This window comes from Shewanella sp. NKUCC01_JLK (assembly GCF_019345615.1).
Classification (GTDB): domain Bacteria; phylum Pseudomonadota; class Gammaproteobacteria; order Enterobacterales; family Shewanellaceae; genus Shewanella; species Shewanella oncorhynchi.
The window spans coordinates 106,358-132,939 of record NZ_JAHKRD010000016.1 but is presented as its reverse complement, the minus strand read 5'-3'; the positions used below and the strand labels follow the sequence as shown (position 1 = coordinate 132,939).

Sequence of the window (26,582 nt, the reverse complement as noted above, 5' to 3'; positions counted from 1 at the left end):
ATCCCATCCCGAACTCAGAAGTGAAACGCAAACGCGCCGATGGTAGTGTGGGGTCTCCCCATGTGAGAGTAGGTCATCGCCAAGCGCCTAATTATCTCATTGAGATGTAACGAAGCCAGCTGAATAAGCTGGCTTTTTTGCGTCTGCAATTTGTTAAATTGTCATTTAAAGACCAATGCTATCTAGCATTTTTCTATTCATTTTAGTTTTGGTTCTTCTGCTAGTTCTTTACGTTTTTTCCTTCCTTTATTTCAGACTTTTCTACTCTAAGTTGATTATTTACATGAAGATCTCGCTTAGTTTGATAAGTCCTTTTGCTTAGTGGTTAGTTTCCCGTTAGCATACAAAAATATTAATTTTTTTGTTAACGGCCATCTGTTGCCTATGCTTCGTAAGCTTTCGCTCGCGGTACTGCTTCCTCTTTGTATGCTGACCCTATATTTAGTGTTGGTCATAGGTGAGTACCTGTTCGAAAGTGACCAACTTAGGGCTGAACTTGCGCAGCGACAGTCGGCTTTGATAAAGCAACAGTTGTTCCGCATGCAGAATGTGGTTCAATCGGCGCAAGCTTTACAGGATGTGGAGCGGATTGAGCAGGAAGTTTCCTTAGCTGCGCTGGATATGGGCACTATGGTGTATATCTTGGTTGATGCTGAAAGCCGTATTCGTTTTGCTAATCATACTGTGTGGCGAGATAGCAATGCGACTCAAGTCATCGATGGTTATGATGTAGACCTTCACCGCTCTGTGGTTCAAGCTTTTCTTCCGCAGATCCTCGTTAATCTCGACCGCTTAACTATTCAAGCATATTATCCCGTTCTTCCCCAGTATGGTGGGGCTGTTGATTTGATTTATCTTGAAGCCGATTTAGCCCCTTTAGTGGCCGAAGCTTCTGCTAAGTTGCAGCAACGTTTTATGCGGGTTTGGGGCCTTGGCGGATTATTGCTGATTGGCTTTACCTTTATTTTATATTTCCTGTTGATCCGCCCATTCCAAATGTTGAGTGAGGCAGCTAAGCAGGTAGGCACTTCTTCCTTTTCGACATCGATACCTTGGAGTTCATCTGAAGTTTTATCTTTGCAAGCCAGTTTGCAGCAGGCACATGAGCGTTTAAGTCGGGCAGTTAAACAGCTGAATGACAGTGAATTGCGTTGGTTATTTGCTGTGGAAGGTTCGCGTAACGGTATTTGGGATTGGGACATCAGTACGGGGGAGGTTTTTCTTTCTGATCGCTGGAAAGAGATGATTGGTTATGCGCCTGATGAATTGGCTGGAGTATTCCAGACCTGGGAGACGCGGTTACATCCCGATGATAAGCAGATTGTGTTAGATGCTTTGCAGGAATACGTTAGCGGAAAGAGTAAAGAATTTGAAAGTGTTCACCGCTTACGGCATAGAGATGGCCATTATGTGTGGGTGTTAGACCGCGGTATGTTAGTTGATTGGGATCCCCAAGGGCGCCCGACTCGCATGATCGGCATTCATATGGATGTGTCAGAAAGCGCGAAGAACCATGCTGCAATTACTGAGCTTGTAGAGCAATCGGTTGTCGGTCGCAAGATGTTGCCCGATGTCTTTATGGGGCGTTTATCGCAATTTTTAACCCAAGGTAATAGTTCGGGGCAATGGGGGGCATTGCTGCTCGTTGAGGTTGATCGCTTAGGATTGGTCGCCACTTTAAATTCCCATGAATTAGAGCGCTTGTTAACACAAATCGCGGCCCGTTTATCGAGTTATTTCACTGAAAATATAACGGTCGGTCGATTAGAGTCTGGTAATTTCGTTTTGCTTGCTAAAGATTTAGCGGCAGATGCGTCAGCCGCTGCTCGTCGTGCTTTAGCCCTTGCGAGTGAGTTAAGGCAAGTGATTGCTCGACCATTCCATTACGGTCATCATCACTTTGAGCTGAGCGCGTGTGTGGGGATCTGTTTACTCGATAGTATAGAAACCTTAGATCCTGCTTTAGTGATGCGTCGTGCCGAGTTGGCAACGTTAAGCGCTAAGCAAGCAGGTCAAGCTGGGTGCGCTTTTTACCATGCTGAAATGGACTTTCGCCAGAGCCGTGATGAGCTGTTGCAACAGGAATTACAAACCGCATTACAACAAGATAGCTTAACGTTAATGTTCCAGCCTGTGATCAATACGACCAGTGAATTTGTCTCGGCTGAAGTGCTCACGCGTTGGTATCGTGCTGATGGAGAGTTTATTCCGCCAGCTGAATTTGTGGCGTTAGCAGAACAAGGGGGAATTATTGCTGAGCTTGATCTTTGGGTGGCTAAGCGGGTGTGTCTGTTTATTCAGAAATCGCGGGCTCAAGGAAGGAGTTTGCCTCCTTTGACTCTCAATATCAGTGCATTCTCATTTGGTCAGGCAGATTTTGTTGATGCATTCGTTGGGTTGGTTAAGGAGCATGGTATTGCGGCTAATCAACTGGGTATTGAGCTCAATGAGGCCGCATTTTTAATGCAACCACAGTTTGTGGATGAGCGTGTCTCTAAGTTAGTTGAAGTAGGTGTAGGTATCATCCTCGATCATTTCGGTTCAGGCTTGAGTGCCTTGAGCTGCTTAGCTAATCAGCCATTAGTTGCGGTTAAATTGGATATGAGTTGTATTGATTCATTAACCACAATGCCAACAAAAGTGAATGTACTTATTACCTCTGCGCGGCAATTCAATTTGAGCGTTGTCGCCAAAGGTGTTGAATCATCCCAACAATATCAAGCTTTTGTTGAACTAGGCTGTGATGGCTATCAGGGCTATTTATTCAGTCGAGCCTTAAACCAAGCGGACTTTATCCAGCTTGTTTGTCCTCGTCCTTTATTGCGTAGCGTTTAAAGAAGTCGAGAGCATAGTTTAAGGCTTGGTTTCGGCAGGCGTCTTTTTCCATAAAAATCTCATGGGCAGCCCCAGCGATTACTTTCAATTGGCAATGGGTACTCACGGCGAGATTCTGGGCCGCATTATCAACAATCTTATCTTCACTCGCTTGCAGTATCAGTATCGGAGTGCGAATTTGTGCTGTTGCCAGTACGCAAGTATCTGCCGCATCTAAAGATTCAGTCAACCAACGGTTAGTGGGTGAACCGAGTTGTAACTTAGGGGCAGCATCATACAATTCTCGGTAGGCTTGGTATCGGGTTTGGCTGTGAGTGAGCTCATTACCTTTGAATGGAACAGGTTTATAGTTTTGTCCTGCAAGTACATAATTAGGCTCGCCGCCATTGAGTGTGGTATCGAGTTTACTGGCTAACCAGCGTACGAACGCTTTTGGCATAGGTAATTTAATGCCATACATGGGCGCTGAAAATGCCGCGGCGGTAAAAATATCGGGATGCTGTTTGAGATACAAAGTGCCAATCGCGCCACCCATTGAATGGCCAAGTAGCATGAGTTGTTTGTCGTTTTGTGGTAGCACTATCTTCTGCATAAATAGAGCAAAGTCATCAATATAATCATTAAATCTTCGCACATGACCCATGTGCGGATTGATTGTCATACGATCCGACAATCCTTGGCCACGGTGATCGATGGCATAAACTGAGTAACCTTGTTGGTACAAGTCGAAGACCAATTCTTGATACTTTAAATAGGACTCTACTCGGCCACTACTGAGAACGATTGCGGTATGCGCTTGGGGATGTTTGACCATCATATAGGCCAGCGTGACGCCGTCGGCAGAGGCTAGCGTGTCTTGAACAACGCTTTGCCAGAAGGCTTGCTGCTCTGAGGTATTTAAATCGTGTTCAGTCGAAAATGTCGCTTTGGCTTGGCTCATACTCAGTCGCAAATCATTTGGCTTGAATGGTTTGTTAGAGTGTAACAGACAACCATGGGAGTCTGAAAATACCGACTCCCATGAATTTCATTAACTTAGCGTGTCGCCTTTTTCGCTTCAATAAAATCATTGATTTGCTGTTCGAGGATCGACATAGGCACAGAGCCATTTTCGAGCACAGCATCGTGGAAGGCACGAATATCAAATTTGTCGCCGAGTTCCTGTTCTGCCTTGGCACGTAATCGTTTGATTGTTAACTCACCAATTTTGTAGGACAAGGCTTGTCCTGGCCACGAAATATAGCGGTCAATTTCGGTAGTGACATTGTGCAGTGATAGTGCGGTATTGCTGGCCATAAAGTCGATGGCTTGTTGACGACTCCACCCTTGGGCATGCATGCCTGTGTCTACGACTAAACGCGCCGCCCGCCACATTTCATAGGTTAGGCGGCCAAAGTTACTGTATGGATCTTGGTAGAAACCAGCTTCTAAACCTAAATATTCGCAATATAGCCCCCATCCTTCACCAAAGGCAGAGATATAGCCATAACGACGGAAATCTGGGAGTGAGCTTAGCTCAGAGTTGAGTGAAATTTGCAGATGATGACCGGGTACGGCTTCGTGCAAGGTTAAGGCTTCTAGCTCGTAGAGTGGGCGCTTATCCAATGCATAAGTGTTGACCCAGTAGTAACCGGGTTCATCATCGCTGTTCGATCCTGAATATCGCCCTGTGGTGTATTTCGGTGCAATTTCGGCGGGCACTGGTGCTATACCATAGGGCTGGCGTGGGAGTTTGCCGAAGTACTTAGGCAGCATGGCATCGGCTTTTTTGGCAATAAATGCCGCTTCTTTGAGTAACTGATCGGCACTGGTGGTGTAGAACTGGGGATCGGTCCGCAGGAAATGTAAGAAGTCGGCAAAGCTGCCTTTAAAGCCAACGGACTTGATGATTTGCTCCATTTCTTGGCGGATACGTTGTACTTCTTTTAAGCCCAGTTCATGCACTTGCGTCGACGTCATATTCAAGGTCGTATAGTAACGTACCCGATTCTCATAAAACTCAGCACCGTTAGGTAAGCTACTGGCTGCGATATTTTCCCGTGCATTGGGAATGTACTCTTTAGTCATGAAATCATAGAAGTTTTGATATAGCGGTAGGACTTTTTGCTCGACTAAAGCGCGACCTTCTTGGGTTAGCTGAGTTTTTTGTGCCTCACTGAAATAGTTGGGATATTGCGTAAAAGGTTTGAAATAACTGCTCTTTTCAACAGGGACGATATAAGCGCTGATACTGTCTTCAAAGCCATTGAGTGTCACTTTTGGCGGCGTTATTCCCTCGGCTAATCCTTGTTTTAGCCAGTGGGTTTGCTGGGCGAAATAGGTCGGGAGTGCATTGAGTTTGGCGATATAGTTGCGGTAATCCTCAAGGGTGTTGAATCTTCCCTGTGCGATTGACGTGATATAAGCGTGGAAGCCGCTTTCCGCCGTAATGGGCAGGTAATAATCCTTGAAACGATATAGGTCGATATCGTTTTGGATCTGATCTTCCAGTATTTGGGCGTTAATCTTATCTTCTTTACTCAAACTGCTGCGGTCGAGTGCTTTGAGCTGCGCTAGTACTGCGATTTGACCTTGATTAAGCTTAGCGAGCGCGGCTGGCGAGAGATCCGTTAATTTTCCTGCGGCACTGGCATCGCCCATGCTGTAAGCCATTTCAGGATTCGCACTGAGCTGTAATTGCCAGCTTTGGTCGATAATCGCTTGCAGCGCGGGAGCGATTGGCTCAACTTGCGACTGTGCTGCTGATATTGTCTGTGACGATGGGGTTTGAATATTTTTTGTGGTTTGAGTGGCACTGCAGGCGCCTAATGCGCATATCAATAAACTGGGGGTTAAGAGTTTATGCATGTTAGATCTCTGATATTTTCGTTGTTATTGAAGTCATTATGCCTGATGAATGCGGCCGTTCCTTGTATGGATATTAAGCAGAATTGTGACTGAATGTGAATTTAAATGCGTTTAGCGCATAAATGCCCCCGAAAATGCGTGTTAAACTTAGTGTCCGCCCGCGACCAAATAACAAAAGCATTGGCTGGGTAGTTCAAATAGGGGTTAAATATGATTGATACATCCATTCCATTGGTGGATCTGCATCGTCACCTAGACGGTAATGTGCGGGTAAATACCATTTGGGAACTAGGACACCAACACGGCATTGCGCTACCTGCCGATTCTTTAGAGACGCTCGCACCTTTTGTGCAAATTCAGGGGAAAGAAACTAGCTTAGTCGCCTTCTTAAAGAAGCTCGATTGGATGGTTGCCGTACTCGCAGATTTGGATGCAGTTAAACGCGTCGCCTATGAAAACGTTGCCGATGCGGCGTTATCTGGCTTAGATTACGCTGAGTTACGTTTTAGTCCTTACTATATGGCGATGAACCATAAGTTACCGATTGAAGGCGTAGTTGAGGCGGTAGTTGACGGCGTTAAAGCGGGCTTAAAAGACTATAACGTGAAGATCAATTTGATTGGCATTATGTCACGTTCATTTGGTCAAGCTGCTTGTACTCAAGAACTTGAAGGCTTACTCGCCCATAAACAACATCTCGTGGCTATGGACTTAGCCGGTGATGAATTAGGCTTCCCTGGCGAGTTATTTAACGATCACTTTAAACGTGTTCGTGATGCTGGCCTTGCGATTACGGCTCACGCCGGTGAAGCTGCGGGTTCACAAAGTATGTGGCAAGCGATTCAAGAACTTGGCGCAACTCGAATTGGTCATGGGGTGAACGCGATTCACGATCCTAAGCTGATGGAATATCTTGCTAAGCACCGTATTGGCATCGAATCTTGCCCAACCAGTAACTTGCATACTTCTACTGTGGCTTCTTACGCTGAGCATCCATTCAGAACCTTTATGGATGCAGGCGTGTTGATAAGCCTAAATACCGATGATCCCGGTGTGAGCGCTATCGATATTAAGCATGAGTATCGTATCGCCAAATCTGAACTCAAGTTAACCGATGCTGAGTTAGCGCAGGTGCAACGTAACGGCGTTGAAATGGCATTTTTATCGGACAGTGAGCGCAAAGCACTTTATGCCGCTAAGGCATAAGTCGATTCTGAGTCGTTACTAAAAATTGCAATGAATAAAAAATCCGACTCTAGAGTCGGATTTTTTGTGAGCGTTTGCGAGTGCAGCAATAAGCGTTTAGATCACGCGTGAGAACTGTTGCTGACGCGCTTTTTGACGATAGTAAAGATCGAAGCACATACAGATATTGCGGATCAATAAACGGCCAGTAGGGCTGATAGTGATCTGTCTGTCGACGATTTCAACTAACTTATCATCGATAAATGTCTGCATTAACTTAAGATCTTCCGCGAAATAGGTTTCGAAGTTAATCCCCAGTTTCTCATCAATTTTCGCCATATCCAGTTCGAAGTGGCAAATCAGCTGTTTAATCACTACACGGCGGATTTCATCGTCACGGTTTAGGCTGCAACCTTTCCACAAAGCATGGCCTTCCTTATCTATGGCCTCATAGTAAGGGCGGATATCTTTCTGGTTTTGCGCATAGCAATCGCCAATCTGACTGATGGACGATACGCCAAGACCTAACAAATCACATTCTTCTTGGGTTGTATAACCTTGGAAGTTGCGGTGCAGTCTGCCTTCGCGCTGTAACTTGGCTAACTCGTCATCGGGTTTAGCAAAGTGGTCCATACCGATATATTGGTAGCCTGCGCCAGTTAAGGTCTCGATAGTTTGGTGCAGCATTTCGAGTTTTTGTTTTGGCGAAGGTAAATGCTCGTCTTTGATCTTACGTTGAGCGGCAAAGCGCGCAGGTAAGTGAGCATAGTTAAATACCGACAGACGGTCAGGCGATAAATCTAAAACGCGCTGCATAGTGACGGCAAAGGTTTCTGGCGTTTGGTGTGGCAAACCATAGATTAAATCTATGTTGGTCGACACAAAACCCATGGCTTTCGCTTTGGCCATTAAGTCGAAGATAAATTGCTCGTCTTGTTCGCGATTAACGGCAATTTGCACTTCTTTATTGAAATCTTGTACGCCGATGGAGATCCGGTTAAAGCCCGCTTCTTTCAACGTGTCGAGCATTGACAGTTCTATCTCGCGAGGATCGACTTCAATTGAAAACTCACCTTCATCCGCAAAGTTAAAGTTGGCTTTAATCAATGATGTCAGCTTTAAAATTTGCTCTGGATTTAAGAAAGTGGGTGTACCGCCGCCCCAATGCATTTGGGTCACACTGTAATGTTTGAACAGGGGGGCACGTTTAATAATTTCTTGGCTTAAATATTCAATGTACTGATCGGCTTTGTGTTGGTGACGGGTGATGACTTTATTACAGCCGCAGTAATAACAAAGCTTGGCGCAGAACGGGATATGAATATACAGCGACAGTTTATCGCTTTTGCTATTTTCAATGGCCGTCAGCAGGTTTTGTTCGGTGAATGTGTCATCGAACTCTAATGCCGTTGGGTAAGAGGTATAACGGGGACCGCTGTAGTTATATTTTTCGATCATCGACTGATCCCAGCTAATCTGAGTGGGCTGCTTCAAGGCGTGTCCTCCGTGGGTAAATTAGCAACAAGCGAAGTATGCAAGGTTCTTAAGTAAATAACCTTGATCTAGGTTGTAAAAATGACGTCTGTCTTTTTAGAAGTTACGCAATATCTATCAAAAAAGTACGCTTGTCTGTCGATATTTGGCGATTTTGTGCGCAGGCTCACGGGAGTAAGGAGGGTAAGATTGGTGCAGGTTTTATCGAGATAACCTCAAAACCACAATATAAGTGGTCTTGAGGTATAGCAATGGGCTGGTTTAATGCATCGCTTTGGCTTGGTAATCCGCCAGTTTTTTCGCATCATCACTGATGCCTTGCTCTAATGCGGCTTCGGACTTCATTCTGATCAAGTCTAACTTCATTCTTTCTTGCTTAGGCAAGGCTTGACGAGCATCCATGATGGGATGATTTTTAATTAACTCAAAGTGTTTGAATAATGAAGGGTAATCGGGAGCCACACGCTCACTTAATGACAGGATTTCAAATAATCGCCCAATCCTGACCACGCCTTCAGAGATCTCACAGCGGTCTTCAATCATGGCGGTGGCGATATAGCGGATATCATCTAAAACTTGGGCACGTTTTGCGTTCGCAGTCACTTCACGCTCGGCTTGTTCAGCCTGCTGACGCTTTTTTTGCTGCTTGAGTTTTAGGATTAAGAAGGTGGCGTAGCTACTTAGCGCTACTATGATGATAAAACCGAGAATAATGATAGTCGTAGACACAGAGACTCCTTATATGAATGGCATAAGGAGCCACAGCTAAAAACTGAGTTCCCTATGCCTTAGCACTGAGAGGTTAGAACTTGTCTTGATAATCTTTTAGTAAGTCAGCGCCTGATTCGAACTTGTCGAACAACTCATCGTCAGACAAAGACTTAGCAGGTGATGAAGGTGTGTCATCATCCATATCGTCGCTAATGCCCAGTTTAATCATCAGAGCTTCAATCTTATTTAGCTGTTGATCTAACCACTTTTGGTCAACCTCGTTGAGGTCGCGGCCTTCTTCAAGCATATCTAACAGCTGATTTAGTCTTGGATCTTCTTCCAATTTCAGCAGTTTTTGCTCGTCAGTCAGCTTAGCTTGTTTCACTTTTGGCTGAGCGGCTTTATCTGTTACCACTGCCGCAGGAATTGCTAAAGCCACAGGCTTTTTACTGCCATGACGCGGGTCTTTTTTCTTAGCGGCCTGCTGTTGCGGCGCTTGCGCTAAAATTAAGCTTTCGTTATGACGACTACCTGATTTATTGCCAGAATCTTTACGTTTGCCAGTCGCTACAGCGCGATCTTGCTTCTTCACTCTTGGCTGTAACTTAGGGCTGTTCTCGCCGCCCTTGCGTGTTTTCTTGCTACGAGACATGGTCTTCTCAATTATTTACAACGTATGGCCTTGCAGACTAAGGGTGAGCTTGTCTACAAGGTGCGAAATTAGGCCGAGTGTTATACCAGATTATGATGTTTTTTGCATCAAAACGAGGTCCTTTGCGGCAAATAATAGTTCAAAATCGCTATTGTTTGCGAGGTACTCGAAGGTTTGTCGCTGATAAAAGCTCACATGGGTGAGGTTGTTCTTATAATGCCACTTAGCAAAACCATCTAATTCAGTCAGTAATGGTGTGCTTATCGCTAACCAACCACCAGAATGCAGTAGCCGAGAGAGCAAAGTCCACTCTTTTATAGGGTTTTGAAAATGCTCAAACACCCGATAACAGCAGATAAAATCATACTCTAGCTTTAACACATCATGATTCGGGGCAAAAAAGGGATCATATTGATTTAACTTGTGGCCCGCATTTTCTATGGTCGTCAGGCTCTCATCATCGAGTATGCGACCAAAATTCAATCCTAATAAACTGCCCGCTTGTTGCTGCTCTAATTGCGCTAACAGCGGCAAAATAAATTGCGATAACTGTTTTTGCTTCGACGCTATGCGTGAACGACCGTATCTTTGCTTCTCTGCCGCGGGGGGTAAATGGCTATTCGCATCCGCAAAGGTTAACTCACATGTCTTGCAAACATAAAAACTCCGCTTTTTATCTTGATGAAGGAGTCGTGTCTGACTGTTATGACAAAGAGGGCATCTGGGCATTGAGTCTGCTGAAGTGGTTATTAAGGCTTTGATTGTACCAATTATATTGGTTGAGTGCACATTTTAGACACTAATGGGGTGTTACAAAAGAAAAAAGGCGGCAGTTAAACTGCCGCCTTACAAAGGGTACTTTAGCACCTTATCCTGATTCCAAGTATCCATACTTGCTATGCGACTTTCCCGGTCGGTATCCTTCTTTTTTTTACTGCTTTCCCTGCATTATTTTTGTTAATGGTCTTCCAGACACTTTATTTTTTTCTGTCGCCATCCTGACTACAGTTTCCGTAGATGGTCTCGCAACACATCTTTTAAAGCATCGTCATCATTGACGTCGAGTTAACCATCCATGTTACTTAAGTACCTTCCTGTGATAACAAGCATCCAGCCAGTGCATCCTAAGCTTATCGCTTCCTTTGCTACAGTTTACATCATGTAAACTATGTCCTGATGGGGCAAGTTACCCTTAGCGTAAGGTGTTTTGCTAGAAGCAAATTGGCGTTATCGGCCATCCCTTACAAAATTGTGCTGACCTGGATTTCAAGTGGAAATCACGACTCTTGTTATTATTAGAGAGTGGTCTTAAGTATATTATTGTTATTGAGTATCTTTATTCTTATATCTTAAACGTTAATTATACCGAAACCTGTAAGTTATTATTAATCTTTTTGTACAAACAGATGGGTTTATCTCGGTACGGGGCTTATTAAACCGAAATCTGTGATCTATGTCAAGCACGAATCTTTGCAGTTTACGTCCACGTCAACTTTGTGGTGTAAAAAAAGGGTGACAATACACCCTTCTTTTCACTCGCGAAGATTACTTCAGGCTAGAAAGATACTTTGATAGCGCGTCGATATCGCTATCATTTAGTTTTTTAGCCACATCTTGCATCATGCCATTCAAGTCATTATGGCGGCCAGCTTCACGGAATTTTGTCAGCTGGATCTTGATGTAGTTTGCGTGTTGGCCTGCCAACGTTGGAAAACCTGCAAGCTCAGCGCCTTTACCATCTGGGCCATGACATGCCATACAAGCGGTAATGCCACGAGAAACATCACCACCCTTGTAAAGTTTAGCACCTAACTCAGGAACATCTTTTGCTTCAGCCACTTGGATTGCTTGGCTAGAAAAATATGCGCTAATGTCGAGAATATCCTGATCGCTTAGAGGCATTGCCATGCCACTCATGATAGGATCCATACGCCCATCTTTACCGCCAGTTTGTGCTGCGCTACGGAAATCATGTAGTTGCTTTTGGAGGTAAGTGGCGTGTTGGCCCGCAATTTTGGGGTACATATCGATCATACTGTTACCGTCCATACCGTGACAGGCCGAACAGACAATGATTTTCGTTTTTCCCGCTTCAGCATTACCTTCAGCAATCGCAGGTGAAGATATGGCGGCAATTACAACAGACAGCGCAAGAGCTAGCTTTTTCATGGCGTTCCAACTTCTGGTTAAATTATTATCCTGAGCTTACTAGGGTGACCCGCAAGCGTGGTAAAATATGATTAATGTGATCGGAGTAATATTTTACACGAAAACGTGGGAAAGTAAGTAATTCTTCATAAATTATGGTATTGCGTAGAAAAATTTCGGAGTAAATAGTGACTGAATCTCGTATAGATTTTCGTAGGGCAAAGTTTTTAATCAGTGCACCTGACATTGCACATTTGGATCAATATCTGCCCGGCGATGTTGGAGTTGAGATTGCATTTGCTGGCCGCTCTAATGCTGGAAAGTCTAGTGCACTCAATGCATTAACTGAGCAAAAAAGTTTAGCAAGAACCAGTAAAACACCGGGCCGTACTCAACTAATTAACGTATTTGAGTTAGATGCTCAGCGTCGTTTAGTTGACTTGCCTGGTTATGGCTTTGCGCAAGTCCCACTTGCGTTGAAAAATAAATGGCAGCAAGCATTAGGTGAATATTTGCAAAAACGCGCTTGTTTAAGTGGCGTGGTTGTCTTGATGGATATTCGTCATCCATTAAAAGATCTCGATATGCAGATGATTGAATGGGCAGTTGCTAGTGAAATTCCAGTATTAGCTTTGCTAACGAAATCAGACAAATTAGCCCAAAGTGCTAAGATGAAAACCGTAAATGAAGTGCGTCTCGCATTAAGTGAGTTTGGCGACTGGGTGCAAGTTGAACCTTTCTCATCACTCAAAGGAACTGGTAAGCCTAAAGTGTTGGCAATTCTTAATGAATGGTGTCATCCACAGTGGTTGACTGATGAGTTAGATGCAGTGAATAACGCTGAATAATATCGCCTGTTTTGGTGTACATGGTAGAATTTGACTGTGTATACCTCCTCTTTGTTTGTACTGCAATTTTTTCTCTTTTGTTCAGTCTCATTCCCATCGGTTCTTCGTTAATTTCAGGCAAAAAAATAGCCGATGATATTATCATCGGCCAAAAATATTAGCTCTTTTGGGGAGAAGCTAAATTCAACAAGACTCAAGCACCATCAAATTAGCTTCAATGGTTCTCAATGAAACTAGCATACAGCCAATTCATTCCTTATTAAAGTAAATACTCTAAAATTTACTTAAAGTCTGAAAAAAGAGCAAAAAAAAGCCTCAGCAAACAAGTTGCTGAGGCGCCAGAATTTGGCTCATCACTATAAGTGAAATAAAGGTCTGAAAGATAGAACATCTTAACCTCTGTACCCTACGCAGAGAATATTACTCTATTTATCTTTAAATGGAAAACAGTTTTTTCAAAAAAGAGGTAATTATGTGCGCTTGATCTCAGGTTGTGAGTGAAAAAGCATCTCAAATTGATCCTAAAATTTCAGTGAAAATGGTTAATTGGCTGATTTAAAGAGAAAACTCGAAATTTATATACAAAAGTGATCAATATTTGAGATTTGATTTTTTACTCTAATCCTGACCTAAGATTTTGGTGTACGCGTGAGAGAACAGCGGTTATTACACTTTCGAACATATACAGCTTATTTAAGTGAATTTGTGATTGAAGCAAAGCGGAACCGTCAGTAGCCATGATTGCGACAGTCTTTTCGATGAACTCTAGTGATCAATGGGTAAGATTGTTTGACTGCTCGTCATGTATTATGTTGCCGGCTAAGCTGTGCCGAACTTAACGCTCTCATTTGTTTTGTGACATTGTAATTAGTTATGGGTGATAAAAGGTACTGAGTATTGATGTGCTTAGAGGCGATTAAGACGGGAGAGAGCTAATCTGAGCTCAAAATATTGAAGTCAGATTAGCTTTATTTGCAGTTAAATCATATTGATAGTGTTCTTCTGGATATTGCTGAGATTAGTGAGCTTCATCCCAGTTATCACCAATACCCGCTTCGGCAAGCAGTTCAACATCGAGATTAGCTGCTTGCGCCATCAAGGTGCAGATTGTCTTTTTAAGTGCCTCTGCTTTATCCGCATCGACTTCAAACACTAATTCATCGTGAACCTGCATGATCATAGTGATTTCGCCTTGGGTTTCTGTCTTGATCCACTGGGCAATATTGATCATGGCCTTTTTGATGATGTCGGCAGCCGTACCTTGCATTGGCGCGTTAATCGCAGCACGTTCAGCACCTTGGCGGCGCATCGCATTACGATCACGGATTTCGGGCAAGTAGAGGCGACGACCAAACAGAGTCGACACATAACCTAAGTCAGCAGCACCCGCCCGCGTTTCTTCCATATAACGTAATACGCCAGGATAACGGGCAAAGTAGGTATCGATATAGGTTTGTGCTTCATGGCGTGGGATATCAAGCTGACGCGCCAAACCAAAGGCTGACATGCCATAAATTAAGCCGAAGTTAACCGCTTTGGCACGGCGGCGTTGTTCTGTGGTGACTTCATCAAAGTCGGTACCAAATACTTCTGCAGCAGTGGCTCTATGAATGTCTTTGCCCTCGGCGAAGGCTTTGAGTAAGCCTGCATCTTGGGATAAATGGGCCATGATCCGTAGTTCGATTTGCGAGTAGTCGGCGGCCAAAATTTTACGGCCTGCTGGGGCGATAAAGGCTTGGCGAATACGGCGACCTTCTTCGGTGCGAATCGGAATATTCTGCAGGTTAGGTTCGCTTGACGATAAGCGACCTGTTGCCGCATTAGCTTGATGATAGCTAGTGTGTACGCGACCTGTTTTGGCGTTGACCATCAGTGGCAGCTTATCGGTGTAAGTACTCTTTAACTTAGATAGACTTCGATGCTCGAGGATCACCTTTGGCAGTGGGAAATCTAAGGCTAATTCGACTAATACTTCTTCCGCGGTCGATGGCGCACCCTTTGGGGTCTTTTTGGTGATCGGATAACCTAGTTTTTCATAAAACAATACTTGCAGTTGCTTAGGTGAACCAAGATTGAATTTTTCACCGGCAATGTCGTAGGCTTTTTCTTCTAAGGTATCGATTTTACGCGCCAGCTCATCGCTCTGTTGGCCGAGTAACATACTGTCGATTAATACCCCTTGACGTTCAATGTCCGACAACACTTGGATTAGCGGTAATTCGACTTCGGTAAACATGGCGGCAAGTTCGGCTTCTTTCTCGAGTCTTGGCCATAAATGTTGGTGTAAACGCAGTGTGATGTCGGCATCTTCGGCCGCATAAGGCGCAGCCGTTTCCAGTGGAATTTGGTTGAAGGTCAGCTGTTTTGTACCTTTGCCAGCAATTTCTTCAAAGCTGATATTCTTATGGCCTAAGTACTTGAGCGCTAAGCCATCCATATCATGGCGCGAAGCCACTGAGTTGAAGACATAGGATTCGAGCATAGTGTCGAAAGCGACGCCCTGTAGTTTGATCCCTGCATTGGCTAAGATACTGATGTCGTACTTAAGATTTTGACCGACTTTCTTGATCTTTGGATCCTCAAGCAGTGGACGCAGTTTTTTTAACGCCACAGTTTTATCGATTTGAGTCGGTGCACCAACGTAATCGTGGGTCAAAGGAAGATAAGCGGCTTTTCCTGTCTCAACGGCGAAGGAAATCCCGACTAATTCGGCCACCATGTAATCTAAGCTGGTGGTCTCAGTATCGACTGCCATTAAGTCGGCTTGTTTAAGCTTAGCAATCCAAGTGTCTAATTCGGTTTCGGTGAGAATGCAGTCGTACTGGGTTTCAATCGCTTCGACAGGAGATGAGTCTTCTTGTGTTTCTGTGGATGCCGCATCAATTGAGGTATTTGCCGTCATTTTATTATCTAAGACTTCGGCTAACCAACGTTTAAACTCCATCTCGCCGTAGCATTTTATCAGTTCATCTTTGTCTGCTGGCATGATGGTAAGTTCGTGCCAATCTTGCTCAAGTTCGACATCGGTTTTGATGGTGGCGAGTTCGTAAGAAAGCTTGAGCATGTCGGCATTTTCAATGATCTTTGCCGCCATAGTTTTAGAACCTCTAAAGCCGAGCTCGGCGACTTTTTCGGGTTCCGCTAATAAGTTACTCACACTGCCGGCTCCCGTGAGCATAGCGAGCGCCGTTTTCTCACCTACGCCGGGTAAGCCTGGAATATTGTCAGCCTTGTCGCCCATCAGCGCGAGTAAATCTATGATACGGTCTGGACCGACACCAAATTTAGTGACGACTTCTTCTGGGCCCATTATGGTGTCTGTCATGGTGTTGATGAGCGTAACGTTCTCATCCACTAATTGCGCCATGTCTTTATCGCCTGTGCTGATAAGCACGGCACGGTTTTCTAAGCTGGCTTGGCGGGCAATAGTACCGATCACGTCATCGGCTTCGACGCCGGAAATTGAAATCAGTGGTAAACCTAGTGCGCGAATAATGCGATGCAAGGGTTCGATTTGAGAACGTAGATCATCAGGCATAGGTGGGCGCTGTGCTTTGTATTCGCTGTACATGTCATTGCGGAAGGTTTTTCCCTTGGCATCGAACACTACTGCGATATGGCTTGGTTGATAACGTGTCAACAAGCTGCGTAACATATTCACTACGCCATAAACGGCACCCGTTGCTTCGCCCTTTGAGTTTGTCAGGTGAGGAGGCGCATAATAGGCGCGATACAAATAAGAAGATCCATCCACAAGCACAAGTGGGTTTTTAGCGACGGTTGGCATAGGTATTTTTCGTTTATCGATGACTTAGATGGCGCTAAGCATGCCACAGAAGCACTATTTCAGCCATGGCAAAATGACTCTCAGCCTGTGGATAAGTCTGTGAGTGAAAAAGTCAACTGAGAATAATGGCGATGATTACGGCTTAGTGCGATTTTTTTAAGTTGTTGTTTTTTATGTTTATAAAAGATTTGTGTGAGTTCAATACTGTTTCTTAAAAAATCTTCCCAATTTGTGGATTTTTTATTGACTCCGTAAAATACATCTAAGGATTGGCTTAATTTTCGGCACTCGTCAGATTCGACGAATTAAGTTAGCACGATTTTTAATCAGATCAACTAGTTTGTTTATGGTTTGTTAAAACTTAATGACATAAGAAGGATATTTTTAATGAAAAAAGTCGCAGTGTTACTGAGTGGATGTGGTGTTTTCGATGGAACAGAGATACATGAATCGGTTTTAACGCTTTTATGCGTATCCCGATCAGGGGCTCACTACCAGTGTTTTGCACCTGATATCAAACAGATGCATGTGGTAGATCATCTCACTGGTGAGGTCGATGCTGCTGCAAGTCGTAACGTGCTGGTGGAGTCGGCGCGTATCGCCCGTGGCGAAGTCAAAGCGACCACAGAATTAGATATCGCCGAATTTGATGCCTTGATCATTCCCGGTGGCTTTGGTGCGGCGAAAAATCTGTGTAATTTTGCGACGAATGGCAGTGAGTGTGAAGTGGAACCGCTGGTGACTGATTTTATCAATGAGTTCATTCTGGCGAAAAAGCCCGTTGGTTTTATCTGTATTGCTCCTATGATGATCCCGCGTTTATATCCCCACGGTGTAAAAGGTACTATTGGTAATGATAGCGATACTGTCGCAGCGTTTAATTTGATGGGCGGTGAGCATCAAGTTGCGACAGTACATGAGATAGTTGTGGATGAAGCAAATCGGATTGTCAGCACTCCCGCTTATATGTTGGCTGGTAATATTGCTGAAGCGCATTCAGGCATCGAGAAGCTAGTCGTTAAGCTACTAGAAATGACTGATCAGAGTTAGTTTGAGCGGTTTGTAGAGGAGTCAATCGAGTCATTGAACCAAGATAAATTTCAGGATTTATCTTGGTTCACAATATTAGATTGAGTTATTAGATTGAGCTCGAGGATTTGCGGCTATCAAATAAACCTTGGGCTAAACCTATGAGTAAGCCGCCAATGTGGGCACCATTAGCAACCGAAACCCCTAGAATATCTGTGAATCCCAATGCCAACCATATCATCATAAAGCCCATATATGATGGTGGGAAATCTATTCCTGCTGCGGGTTTACGTATACCCATGATCCAAGTGTAACCCACCACTGCATACACAACGCCGGACAGCCCGCCAAAGTTAGGTCCACCGACATAATATTGGATAACGTTTGGCAGAGTTCCTGCGACAAACAGCAGGATGAGTAATGGTGCAGTACCGATACGGGTTTCGATTTTACCGCCTAAATACCACCACCAGAGCAAATTAAAGATGACGTGCATGGCTGAAAAATGCAGCAGGCTCGGTGTAAAAACACGCCAGAACTGGCTGAACTCAGAATGAGGTACTGCCCCAAAATAGGACAGTGCTTCGTAGGTTTGGTTGGCGAATCCTAAGTTCATCGCCGCAAAAATGAGTACGCAAACCGCAAATACGATCAGCGTGACTGGGCCTGCGCCAGTAATAAATTGGGTGAACAACTGCAGCGAAGGGGCACCATAATCGAGTTTGGTTTGGGTATCGCCGTGTTCCCATGAGGCTTGCAGATATTTATTGTCGTAAGGGTGAGCAATAAAGTGGGCAAACTCTTTGCGTGCTTGCTCCACATCTTTGTCATGGATAACCAGAATGGCGACGCCTTGCTCCAGCGGCTCAATTTGGCAGTCAATGTCTTCCCCTTTGAGGTAATCGACAAATGCCTGCGCGGCTCTGCTGTTGGGGAGTCTGCCAATTTCTATCATGCATTCGCCTCATGCCAAGCGCTATAGCCACCGTCTAGGCTGTAAACGTCATCAAAACCTTGTTCGCATAAATATTGCGCCGCATTTTGGCTGCTCATGCCGTGATAACAAACCACCACGAGTGGGCTATCCATATCGGCTTGGCTAATAAATTGCGCTAGGTTTTCGTTATTCAGGTTAGTTGCACCTGCAATATGGCCGTTGGTGAAGCTATTGCCATCGCGGATATCGACGATTTGCACTGGCTGTGCTTCGGTCATTTGCAGCAATTGATTAACGCTTAAGTGTTTAAAGGAAGACATAATAAAACCTGACAAAGCTAAGAGATGGAAATCAAGATGGGATAAGTGTGCAACAAGGGGCTGCGAGTGTACAGCCCCTATCTAGGTAATGCTCTGGAGGATTAATCCCAGCTGAGGATCACTTTACCCGATTGGCCCGAGCCCATAGCGTCGAAACCTTGTTGGAAATCATCAATCTTGAAGTGGTGAGTGATGATAGGTGAAATATCTAAGCCTGATTGGATAAGACTGGCCATCTTGTACCAAGTTTCGAACATTTCACGGCCGTAGATGCCTTTAATGACCAAACCTTTGAAGATCACTTTGCTCCAGTCGATGGCCATTTCACCACTTGGAATACCGAGCATAGCGACTTTGCCGCCGTGGTTCATGGTATCTAACATGGCGTGGAAGGCCGATGGTACGCCAGACATTTCTAATCCAACGTCGAAACCTTCGGTCATGCCCAGTTCTTTCATCACGTCTTTTAGGTTTTCTTTTGACACGTTCACAGCGCGCGTGGCGCCCATTTTACGGGCCAGCTCTAAGCGGTATTCGTTGACGTCGGTGATCACCACATGGCGAGCACCTACGTGACGACATACTGCTGCCGCCATGATGCCGATGGGACCTGCGCCTGTGATCAACACGTCTTCACCGACTAAATCGAAGGATAATGCTGTGTGCACAGCGTTACCAAACGGGTCAAAGATTGAGGCTAAATCATCGCTGATATCATCAGGGATTTTAAAGGCGTTAAAGGCGGGGATAACTAAGTATTCTGCAAATGAACCTTCACGATTGACACCCACGCCAGAGGTGTTACGGCATAAATGGGTGCGGCCTGCGCGGCAGTTACGGCAGTGGCCGCAGGTGATATGGCCTTCGCCAGACACGCGGTCGCCTATCTTAAAACCACGAACTTCTTGACCGATATCAACCACTTCGCCTACATATTCATGACCAACAACCATGGGGACTGGAATGGTTTTTTGTGACCATTCGTCCCAGTTGTAGATGTGCATGTCGGTGCCACAAATCGCAGTTTTTTTAATTTTGATCAGCAGATCGTTGTGGCCCATCACTGGCTTAGGCGCATCGACTAACCAAATACCTTTTTCGGCTTTTAACTTGCTTAGTGCTTTCATTGTCTTAAGTCCTAAATAATGCCCATTTCTTTGGCAATACGGGTAAAGGCGGTGATCGCTTTGTCGAGTTGCTCACGGGTATGTGCCGCTGACATTTGCGTACGGATACGGGCTTGTCCCTTAGGAACGACTGGGAACGAGAAGCCAATAACATAAATATGTTCTGCTAATAAGCGGTTAGCAAAGTCGCCCGCCAGTTTCGCATCACCAATCATCACAGGGATAATCGCGTGGTCGGCGCCGCCTAAGGTAAAGCCTGCTGCTGACATTTGCTCACGGAAATAACGGCTGTTTTCCCATACGGCTTCGCGCAGGGCTTGGCCTGATTTGAGCATTTCTAACACATGGATAGATGCAGTCACGATTGATGGCGCTAATGAGTTAGAGAACAGGTAAGGACGTGAACGCTGGCGTAACCAGTCGATGACTTCTTTTTTACCCGAAGTGAAACCGCCCGATGCGCCGCCTAAGGCTTTGCCTAAGGTGCCTGTGATGATGTCGACTCTGTCCATCACATTGCAATATTCGTGCGTGCCACGGCCGTTCGCGCCGATAAAACCTACCGCGTGAGAGTCATCGACCATCACCAGTGCGCCGTATTTATCGGCTAAATCACATACGCCTTGCAGGTTAGCAATCACGCCGTCCATGGAGAATACGCCATCGGTGGCGATCAAGATGTTACGGGCGCCAGCGGCTTTCGCGGCGATCAGCTGAGTTTCTAAATCGGCCATGTCGTTGTTGGCATAACGGAAACGCTTCGCTTTACATAAACGTACACCGTCAATGATAGAAGCATGGTTTAGCGCATCGGAAATAATCGCGTCTTCTGCATCTAACAAGGTTTCGAATAGACCTGCGTTCGCATCAAAACATGAAGAGTAAAGAATGGTGTCTTCAGTGCCGAGGAATTCGCTCAGGCTAGCTTCTAGCTTTTTATGTATGTCTTGGGTACCGCAAATAAAACGTACTGATGCCATACCAAAGCCGTGGCTGTCTAAACCCTGTTGGGCGGCTTTGATTAGCTCGGGGTGATTCGCTAGGCCTAGGTAATTATTCGCGCAAAAGTTAACAACTTCTTGGTGATTAACTTGAATGGCAGTCTGTTGTGGTGAGGCAATAACACGCTCGCTTTTATATAAGCCTTCGGCTTTGATGTCTGCAAGCTGTTGATTAATCTGTGCGTAGAATGAGGTAGAGGCCACCTGATATCTCCTTAGTTAACTTTATTCTGATTTTGGGAGTGGCGGCATTCTAACTCTAAACCTAATCGGCCTACAGCCTTTTTTTCATGCAGGTTCGCAAGATAAACTAGTTTAGGGCTAAAGTGGTTTTTACATTATAAAAACTAATGTGCAACATAAGTTTGCCACTGTTTGACTGAGTATTCTTTTAAGCGTTGTAGAGCGAAAACGGGTTCGCACTCAGTACTATAATTGCTTTGAGTTTAGTTCCGAATGCGAGTTCCCAACATAGGCGTTTGGGATGATGTTATAGGGATTCTTGACTCGCTAGCGCGTGGTAATGTTGCTCTAGGCGAGTAAAAGTCGCAACGGAAGTCGGGGTTGCATAGGCTTTGAAAATCATCAGCACCCTTAAAACGCCTTCATAAAGTGTCGCTTTAGTAATGGTTGACGTGCTGGATTGTGTGAGTTGATAACCAATCCAAAAGCTGACGATCATCTTAATGGTATCCGCCAGTGGCGTGATTTTGTCAGCATCGACACACAGAAATCCATCTTGTGTGAGTTTATGCAGCACATGGCTTGAACGCGTTAAGACTTGCTGCTGTGCGTGCAAATAGCGTTTTTTTAGTTCTCCATCGCGGGCGAGAATATCCGCAAGATTGGCGTACATAAAGCGGAATTGCCACAAGGTATAGAACATAGCATCGAAGTAGCCGATTAACAGTTCTACATCCACTTGCTTATCTTCATAGGGTTGGAAACCCGATTCGAGATGATTCTCATATAGACTGAAAATACAGCGGATAATGTCTTCTTTATTGCGAAAATGGTAATAAAGATTCCCGGGACTCATATTTAAGTGAGCAGCAATGTGATTGGTGGTGATGTTTCTTTCGCCATGCTCGTTGAACAGTTCAAGACTGGCATAGATTATTTTGTCGCGGGTTTTCATAAGTTATCCAAATTGCTAGTGAACGCCACATAATTGATCAAAGAAAGCTAACCAACGACCGCCGAACTGCTGGTAAATTATCCCTAATTTGGTGCATATGCTAACATTGCCGCTATTCATCAGGCAAAACTCATAAGCACGTTTTTAATGAATCGTTTTCTCTATTCCACGATCTTATATTTATTATCCCCTTTGCTAGTCGTCTATTTAGCATTTCGTACTATTAAAAGCCCTGATTACCGCGGTCGTTGGGGGGAGCGTTTTGGATTAACCCGACTTAAATCGACGGATTTACTGGTCCATTCTGTGTCTATGGGCGAAACGCTCGCGGCAATCCCATTGATCCGTTTGATTATGCAATCACACCCTGAGCTAAGCATTACGGTTACCACAACCAGCCCAACAGGGTCTGCAGAAGTGCGCAAAGCCTTTGGTGACTCAGTGCAGCATTGTTATTTGCCCTTTGACTTACCTTGGTGCGTGAGGCGTTTCTTGTGCCAAGTCTCGCCTAAGTGGTGTGTGATTATGGAAACTGAGCTGTGGCCTAACTTAGTTGCTGTTGCTGCCAAACGCGGTGTGCGCTTGATGTTAGCGAATGCCCGCCTGTCGGCCAAGTCGGCGGCGCAATATGCTAAGCGCCCTAAACTCAGTCGACCTATGTTGCAACGACTCGATGTTATTGCGGTGCAGACTCAAGTAGAAGCGCAGCGTTTTATCGAGTTAGGTGTATCGCCGGACAGAGTGACAGTATGCGGTAGCTTGAAGTTTGATCTCAGTATTACGCCTGAGCGTTTAGCCAATGCCAAGCTGTTGCGTCAGACTTGGGGGCGTAAAACCTCGCCGATTTGGGTCGCAGGCAGTGTGCATCCTGGAGAATTTGACGCCATGCTCATCGCCCATAGGCAATTATTGGCTCAGTGGCCCGATGCCTTGCTGATTATTGCACCGCGTCATCCTGAGCAGTTTTCTGCCGTTGCTGAGTTTGTTGCCAGCCAAGGTTTTGAATCTGTTCGCCGCAGCGGTAATTTTCCTGTGGCGGCCACGACACAAGTGCTAGTGGGCGATACCATGGGTGAACTTCTGACCTTTTATGGCGCGGCGGATCAAGCTTTTGTCGGTGGCACGCTGATCACTAACGGTGGTCATAATCCCTTGGAGCCTGTTGCTATGGGCGTGCCTGTTATGGTGGGGCCGAACCATTGGGACTTTGCTCAAATTACGCAGATGTTGGCGGATGCTGGTGGGCTAAGGGTTGTCGCTTCGGCGGATGAACTTGCCGCTAACTTGATTGAGTATTTTGCTAAACCTGAGTTACGCCTGCAGGCGGTGAACGCGGGATTGGCTGTGGTTGAGGCTAATCGTGGTGCCTTACAACGACAATTTGCTTTAGCGCAATCCCTCATAAAGGCTTAATTCAACGGGATAATTTGTTAGGTGGATCAGGCGCTTTGCATTGCCGTTTGGTAGCCCTGCATCAGTGATGACCAGTTATCAGCGGTGAAGGCAAGGTTTGGTAGCTTGGCTTGTTCTTTATTAAAGGAACGTAACAGTCTGTCTAGATTCGATTGCTGCCATTGTGGGCTAGGTGTTTTTAACTCGCCGCGGTCGAAATCGATAAGATAAAACCGCTCTGGCGTTAAGGGTTCTGTTTGCGCGGGCTGGAACAGAATATTCTTGGCATTGAGATCGGCGTGGTACACACCACGCTGGTGGAAATGGGCGATGCAAGCCCCTAATGCTTGCCATTGCTCAGTGCTCATGACCCCTTTGCCGAGTTTAGCGACTAAATCTTCGGCGCCTTCGACCCGTTCGATAATAATATCGGCGCGGTAAAATAATCCATCGCGCACTATGTTGGCGGCAATCGGTTTAGGTACAGCAAAATCTTCGCGATACAAAACGTCTAATAAGCGTAACTCACCCATGGCGCGGGTATTTTCGAGGCCAGTATAAACGTAAGCATCTTTGCTGAATTTCTCCATTAAGCCGCCACGCCAATAATGACGCAATACCCAATGACTGTGCTCAAATGCCACAAACCAAGTGGTGTAGCGGCCTTTGGATGAACCGACGACAGCATTTTTAGCCCGCCAAAAATCCACCGAGAACCACGCGGGATCGATATCTGTTGGCGTATCTTGGCAAACTGCAATGTGACCTTGGGCTGTTTTTATGAGCTGTATCTGAGCATTCATCGGAGATTTGTTGACTTAAGCGTGGCACCTAGGGCCATTCTACATTAAGATCCTTAGCTTGCGCCAAATAACCTTAAGAGCTTTTAGCTTCAATCCCAATGAGTTTAAATCCCAATACCATGAATTCTCTTTGTTTGCTTCGCTTATCCGCTATCGGTGACGTCTGTCATGCCGTGGCTATGGTGCAGGCGATTCAGCGGCAATACCCCGAGCTCAAAATCACATGGGTGATCGGTAAACTCGAATATCAATTGTTGAAGCATTTACCCGGCATTGAGTTTGTTATTTTCGATAAATCTCAAGGATGGCGCAGCTATTTTAATTTGCGTAAGGCCTTAAAAGGCCGACGTTTTGACGTGCTGCTGCATATGCAGGTTGCGCTACGTGCTACCTTGGTTTCATTAGCCATTTCGGCAAAGGTGCGCATAGGCTTCGATCGTGCCCGCGCCAAAGAAGGTCAGTGGCTAGTGACAAATCACAGGGTGGAGCCCTTGGCCAAGCCCCATGTGCTCGAAGGATTTATGGGATTCGCTAAGGCGATTGGCGTTAACGATCTCACTCCTCAATGGCATATGCCTGTGCCAATTGCGGATACTGAATTTGCCCAGACGCAGATTAAAGACAATGAAAAAGTCTTTATCATTTGCGCTGCAGCCAGTAAGGCAGAACGTAACTGGTTACCAGAGCGCTATGCCGCCGTTGCGAGCCATGCGATTGCGAAAGGATTTAGAGTCATGCTTTGCGGTGGCCCAACTCAACTTGAGAAGGATTTAGCAGAGCAAATTTTGCAGGCTTGTCCCTCTAAAATCGATAATTTAGTGGGCAAAACCAGTCTGACGCAATTATTGGCGCTGCTAAAACGCGCCAGTTTAGTGTTAGCGCCTGATACGGGCCCTGCGCATATGGCGGTGACCCAAGGTACTCCGGTGATCGGTTTATATGCCCATTCCAATCCTGGGCGCACAGGTCCGTATTTATCGCAGCAATATGTGGCGAGCGCCTATGATGAGGCGATAGCATCCCAACATAGCGGCGAAGTTAAGTGGGGCACTCGCGCCAAAGGCGAGCATTTGATGGCTTTGATCAGTGTTGAAGCCGTGATTGAGAAGTTTGAGTTAGTGGTTCAGCAGACACTCAGTTAAGGCTTGTTAGTATCGTGCATTCTTGTTCAGCACTCTTGAAATATCGCTGCATTAGCGGTGGGTATTCAGAATATCGTTTAGGAGATAAATCATGCGGATAGCCATTGCCATTGACAGTTTAGCGGGTGGCGGAGCCGAAAAGGTCATGATTACCTTAGCCAAGCAATTTATTCGCTTAGGGCATGAGCCGCATTTTTTAGTCATGGAAGATAATCGCTATTATGAAATCCCAGATGACTTACCCATTCATCAATGTTTTGTCCCTAAGGATAAAGATTTCGACCATTTTGGGCGATTGAATGCTTCGGTTAACAAACTCAGCGCAAAAATCGCGGAAATTGAATCTCAAGTGGGCAAGTTTGATTTGTTTTTATCAAATTTAGATAAAACCAATTTAATGATGACCAAAACTGGTGTTTCACCGCTTTATGTCATAGTCCATTCTTCTGTAGAAGAAGAGTTGAGCCGCCAATTTAAACTGGGACCGTTTGCTTATTTCAAGAAGCTAAAATCCAAAAAAGCGCTCAATGGCCAGCATTTGATTACTGTCTCAAATGGCATAGCAAAGGAGATTAAAGATAAAGGTCGTTTGCATCCAGCATCTATGCAAACTATCTATAATCCATTTGAATTTAACGAAATCACATCTCAATCACAGCAAGATAATCCGCAAATCCCTCAGGGAGATTATCTTATTCATGTCGGTCGCTTTGCTAAGCAAAAGCGCCATGATGTGCTGTTTGAAGCCCTCAAGCTCACGCAAAATCAACTTCCTGTCGTTCTCTTGTGTCATAACCACAAAAAAGCGATAAAAGCAGCGAAAAAGTTTGGTATTGAAAAGCGATTAATTATTCCCGGTTTTCAAAGTAATCCTTTTCCATGGATTAAGCAGGCTAAGGCATTAGTGCTCAGCTCTGATTTTGAAGGTTTACCGACAGTCTTGATTGAATCTTTAGCTTGTGGGACTCCTGTTGTGAGCACTGATTGCCCACATGGACCCAGTGAGATTTTAACCGGAAATTTAGTGCCTTATCTCGTGCCGCGTCGTGATCCCAAAGCGTTAGCTAAAATGATAGACGAGGTTGTTAGCTTGCCGCCATCCCTCGAGCAGGTTGAGATTTTGGCCAAAGTCGATGCGACCTTAATTGCCGAACAATATTTAGCGTTGGCAAAATAATTTATCCGT

General features: G+C 45.2%; 21 protein-coding genes and 1 rRNA gene. 8 read left to right on the top strand and 14 right to left on the bottom strand.

Annotated elements, in window-relative coordinates:
• Positions 1-85, top strand: a 5S ribosomal RNA gene (rrf, locus tag KO537_RS17300); the annotation flags it as partial.
• Positions 86-384: 299 nt separating this feature from the next.
• Positions 385-2,835: a GGDEF domain-containing phosphodiesterase gene (locus KO537_RS17295; protein WP_219235143.1), complete on the top strand. Its 2,451-nt coding sequence runs from the start codon at positions 385-387 to the stop codon at positions 2,833-2,835.
• On the opposite strand, the gene KO537_RS17290 is transcribed toward KO537_RS17295, so the two are convergent.
• Together KO537_RS17290 and KO537_RS17285 are read right to left on the bottom strand one after the other, a co-directional pair.
• On the bottom strand, positions 2,792-3,775 hold the full coding sequence (locus KO537_RS17290; RefSeq protein ID WP_105250768.1) for an alpha/beta fold hydrolase: 984 nt from the start codon (positions 3,773-3,775) through the stop codon (positions 2,792-2,794). The genes KO537_RS17295 and KO537_RS17290 overlap by 44 nt on opposite strands.
• 95 nt (positions 3,776-3,870) lie before the next feature.
• Positions 3,871-5,682: a DUF885 domain-containing protein gene (locus KO537_RS17285; protein WP_219235141.1), complete on the bottom strand. Its 1,812-nt coding sequence runs from the start codon at positions 5,680-5,682 to the stop codon at positions 3,871-3,873.
• A 210-nt stretch (positions 5,683-5,892) separates the two neighbouring features.
• Here KO537_RS17285 and add point away from each other — a divergent pair, with 210 nt between their 5' ends.
• Positions 5,893-6,888, top strand: coding sequence for an adenosine deaminase (gene add, locus KO537_RS17280; protein WP_219235140.1), 996 nt, complete (start codon positions 5,893-5,895; stop codon positions 6,886-6,888).
• Between the two features lie 96 nt (positions 6,889-6,984).
• On the opposite strand, the gene hemN is transcribed toward add, so the two are convergent.
• From hemN to KO537_RS17255, 5 genes are all read right to left on the bottom strand, one after another.
• Positions 6,985-8,361 carry an oxygen-independent coproporphyrinogen III oxidase gene (hemN, locus tag KO537_RS17275; protein WP_263182235.1) on the bottom strand — a complete coding sequence of 459 codons (1,377 nt, stop codon included), beginning with the start codon at positions 8,359-8,361 and terminating at the stop codon, positions 6,985-6,987.
• A gap of 261 nt (positions 8,362-8,622) precedes the next feature.
• On the bottom strand, positions 8,623-9,090 hold the full coding sequence (locus KO537_RS17270) for a DUF2489 domain-containing protein (RefSeq protein ID WP_212599427.1): 468 nt from the start codon (positions 9,088-9,090) through the stop codon (positions 8,623-8,625).
• A 73-nt stretch (positions 9,091-9,163) separates the two neighbouring features.
• Entirely contained in the window at positions 9,164-9,724 is a 561-nt protein-coding gene (yihI, locus tag KO537_RS17265; protein ID WP_105250763.1) for a Der GTPase-activating protein YihI, read from the bottom strand.
• A gap of 90 nt (positions 9,725-9,814) precedes the next feature.
• On the bottom strand, positions 9,815-10,453 hold the full coding sequence (locus tag KO537_RS17260) for a class I SAM-dependent methyltransferase (protein ID WP_105250762.1): 639 nt from the start codon (positions 10,451-10,453) through the stop codon (positions 9,815-9,817).
• Between the two features lie 816 nt (positions 10,454-11,269).
• Complete coding sequence (locus KO537_RS17255; RefSeq protein ID WP_105250761.1) at positions 11,270-11,893, bottom strand: c-type cytochrome; 624 nt, start codon at positions 11,891-11,893, stop codon at positions 11,270-11,272.
• A gap of 167 nt (positions 11,894-12,060) precedes the next feature.
• Between KO537_RS17255 and yihA the strand changes: the two genes are divergently transcribed.
• Positions 12,061-12,720, top strand: a complete 660-nt coding sequence (gene yihA / locus KO537_RS17250) for a ribosome biogenesis GTP-binding protein YihA/YsxC (RefSeq protein ID WP_106648821.1) — start codon at positions 12,061-12,063, stop codon at positions 12,718-12,720.
• A 1,018-nt stretch (positions 12,721-13,738) separates the two neighbouring features.
• Here yihA and polA read toward each other — a convergent pair.
• The gene (gene polA, locus KO537_RS17245; protein WP_219235138.1) at positions 13,739-16,507 is read right to left on the bottom strand and encodes a DNA polymerase I; all 2,769 of its coding nucleotides are present in this window, start codon (positions 16,505-16,507) and stop codon (positions 13,739-13,741) included.
• Positions 16,508-16,894: 387 nt separating this feature from the next.
• On the opposite strand from polA, the gene elbB reads away from it, so the two are divergent.
• Positions 16,895-17,557 (top strand): isoprenoid biosynthesis glyoxalase ElbB, encoded by a 663-nt coding sequence (gene elbB / locus KO537_RS17240; RefSeq protein ID WP_219235136.1) that lies wholly within the window; start codon positions 16,895-16,897, stop codon positions 17,555-17,557.
• A gap of 88 nt (positions 17,558-17,645) precedes the next feature.
• On the opposite strand, the gene glpG is transcribed toward elbB, so the two are convergent.
• The 5 genes from glpG to KO537_RS17215 all read right to left on the bottom strand — a co-directional run bounded on the left by glpG (position 17,646) and on the right by KO537_RS17215 (position 22,059).
• The gene (gene glpG / locus KO537_RS17235; protein WP_219235134.1) at positions 17,646-18,491 is read right to left on the bottom strand and encodes a rhomboid family intramembrane serine protease GlpG; all 846 of its coding nucleotides are present in this window, start codon (positions 18,489-18,491) and stop codon (positions 17,646-17,648) included.
• The gene (gene glpE, locus KO537_RS17230) at positions 18,488-18,793 is read right to left on the bottom strand and encodes a thiosulfate sulfurtransferase GlpE (protein ID WP_006084745.1); all 306 of its coding nucleotides are present in this window, start codon (positions 18,791-18,793) and stop codon (positions 18,488-18,490) included. Before glpE ends, glpG begins: the two co-directional genes overlap by 4 nt.
• Before the next feature lie 101 nt (positions 18,794-18,894).
• Entirely contained in the window at positions 18,895-19,920 is a 1,026-nt protein-coding gene (gene tdh, locus KO537_RS17225) for an L-threonine 3-dehydrogenase (protein ID WP_012090660.1), read from the bottom strand.
• 11 nt (positions 19,921-19,931) lie between these two features.
• A complete protein-coding gene (locus KO537_RS17220; protein ID WP_219235132.1) occupies positions 19,932-21,125 on the bottom strand; it encodes a glycine C-acetyltransferase in 1,194 nt (397 codons plus the stop codon).
• Positions 21,126-21,411: 286 nt separating this feature from the next.
• The gene (locus tag KO537_RS17215; protein WP_219235129.1) at positions 21,412-22,059 is read right to left on the bottom strand and encodes a TetR/AcrR family transcriptional regulator; all 648 of its coding nucleotides are present in this window, start codon (positions 22,057-22,059) and stop codon (positions 21,412-21,414) included.
• 147 nt (positions 22,060-22,206) lie between these two features.
• Here KO537_RS17215 and waaA point away from each other — a divergent pair, with 147 nt between their 5' ends.
• Positions 22,207-23,472, top strand: coding sequence for a lipid IV(A) 3-deoxy-D-manno-octulosonic acid transferase (gene waaA, locus KO537_RS17210; RefSeq protein ID WP_219235128.1), 1,266 nt, complete (start codon positions 22,207-22,209; stop codon positions 23,470-23,472).
• 26 nt (positions 23,473-23,498) lie between these two features.
• Here waaA and KO537_RS17205 read toward each other — a convergent pair whose 3' ends face one another.
• Positions 23,499-24,254: a 3-deoxy-D-manno-octulosonic acid kinase gene (locus KO537_RS17205; RefSeq protein WP_219235126.1), complete on the bottom strand. Its 756-nt coding sequence runs from the start codon at positions 24,252-24,254 to the stop codon at positions 23,499-23,501.
• 98 nt (positions 24,255-24,352) lie between these two features.
• Between KO537_RS17205 and KO537_RS17200 the strand changes: the two genes are divergently transcribed.
• A complete protein-coding gene (locus tag KO537_RS17200) occupies positions 24,353-25,396 on the top strand; it encodes a glycosyltransferase family 9 protein (RefSeq protein ID WP_219235124.1) in 1,044 nt (347 codons plus the stop codon).
• Between the two features lie 91 nt (positions 25,397-25,487).
• Positions 25,488-26,573: a glycosyltransferase gene (locus KO537_RS17195; RefSeq protein ID WP_219235122.1), complete on the top strand. Its 1,086-nt coding sequence runs from the start codon at positions 25,488-25,490 to the stop codon at positions 26,571-26,573.
• Positions 26,574-26,582: the final 9 nt, after the last annotated feature.

Bases quoted from the DNA above. Each gene is read 5' to 3' on its own strand.
- KO537_RS17205 (WP_219235126.1), bottom strand. From the start codon at position 24,254: ATGAATGCTCAGATACAGCTCATAAAAACAGCCCAAGGTCACATTGCA.
- KO537_RS17255 (WP_105250761.1), bottom strand. From the start codon at position 11,893: ATGAAAAAGCTAGCTCTTGCGCTGTCTGTTGTAATTGCCGCCATATCT.
- polA (WP_219235138.1), bottom strand. From the start codon at position 16,507: ATGCCAACCGTCGCTAAAAACCCACTTGTGCTTGTGGATGGATCTTCT.
- KO537_RS17195 (WP_219235122.1), top strand. From the start codon at position 25,488: ATGCGGATAGCCATTGCCATTGACAGTTTAGCGGGTGGCGGAGCCGAA.
- KO537_RS17295 (WP_219235143.1), top strand. From the start codon at position 385: ATGCTTCGTAAGCTTTCGCTCGCGGTACTGCTTCCTCTTTGTATGCTG.
- yihI (WP_105250763.1), bottom strand. From the start codon at position 9,724: ATGTCTCGTAGCAAGAAAACACGCAAGGGCGGCGAGAACAGCCCTAAG.
- KO537_RS17285 (WP_219235141.1), bottom strand. From the start codon at position 5,682: ATGCATAAACTCTTAACCCCCAGTTTATTGATATGCGCATTAGGCGCC.
- add (WP_219235140.1), top strand. From the start codon at position 5,893: ATGATTGATACATCCATTCCATTGGTGGATCTGCATCGTCACCTAGAC.
- waaA (WP_219235128.1), top strand. From the start codon at position 22,207: ATGAATCGTTTTCTCTATTCCACGATCTTATATTTATTATCCCCTTTG.
- KO537_RS17260 (WP_105250762.1), bottom strand. From the start codon at position 10,453: ATGCCCAGATGCCCTCTTTGTCATAACAGTCAGACACGACTCCTTCAT.
- glpE (WP_006084745.1), bottom strand. From the start codon at position 18,793: ATGTCTTCCTTTAAACACTTAAGCGTTAATCAATTGCTGCAAATGACC.
- KO537_RS17290 (WP_105250768.1), bottom strand. From the start codon at position 3,775: ATGAGCCAAGCCAAAGCGACATTTTCGACTGAACACGATTTAAATACC.
- elbB (WP_219235136.1), top strand. From the start codon at position 16,895: ATGAAAAAAGTCGCAGTGTTACTGAGTGGATGTGGTGTTTTCGATGGA.
- KO537_RS17200 (WP_219235124.1), top strand. From the start codon at position 24,353: ATGAGTTTAAATCCCAATACCATGAATTCTCTTTGTTTGCTTCGCTTA.
- KO537_RS17215 (WP_219235129.1), bottom strand. From the start codon at position 22,059: ATGAAAACCCGCGACAAAATAATCTATGCCAGTCTTGAACTGTTCAAC.
- glpG (WP_219235134.1), bottom strand. From the start codon at position 18,491: ATGATAGAAATTGGCAGACTCCCCAACAGCAGAGCCGCGCAGGCATTT.
- tdh (WP_012090660.1), bottom strand. From the start codon at position 19,920: ATGAAAGCACTAAGCAAGTTAAAAGCCGAAAAAGGTATTTGGTTAGTC.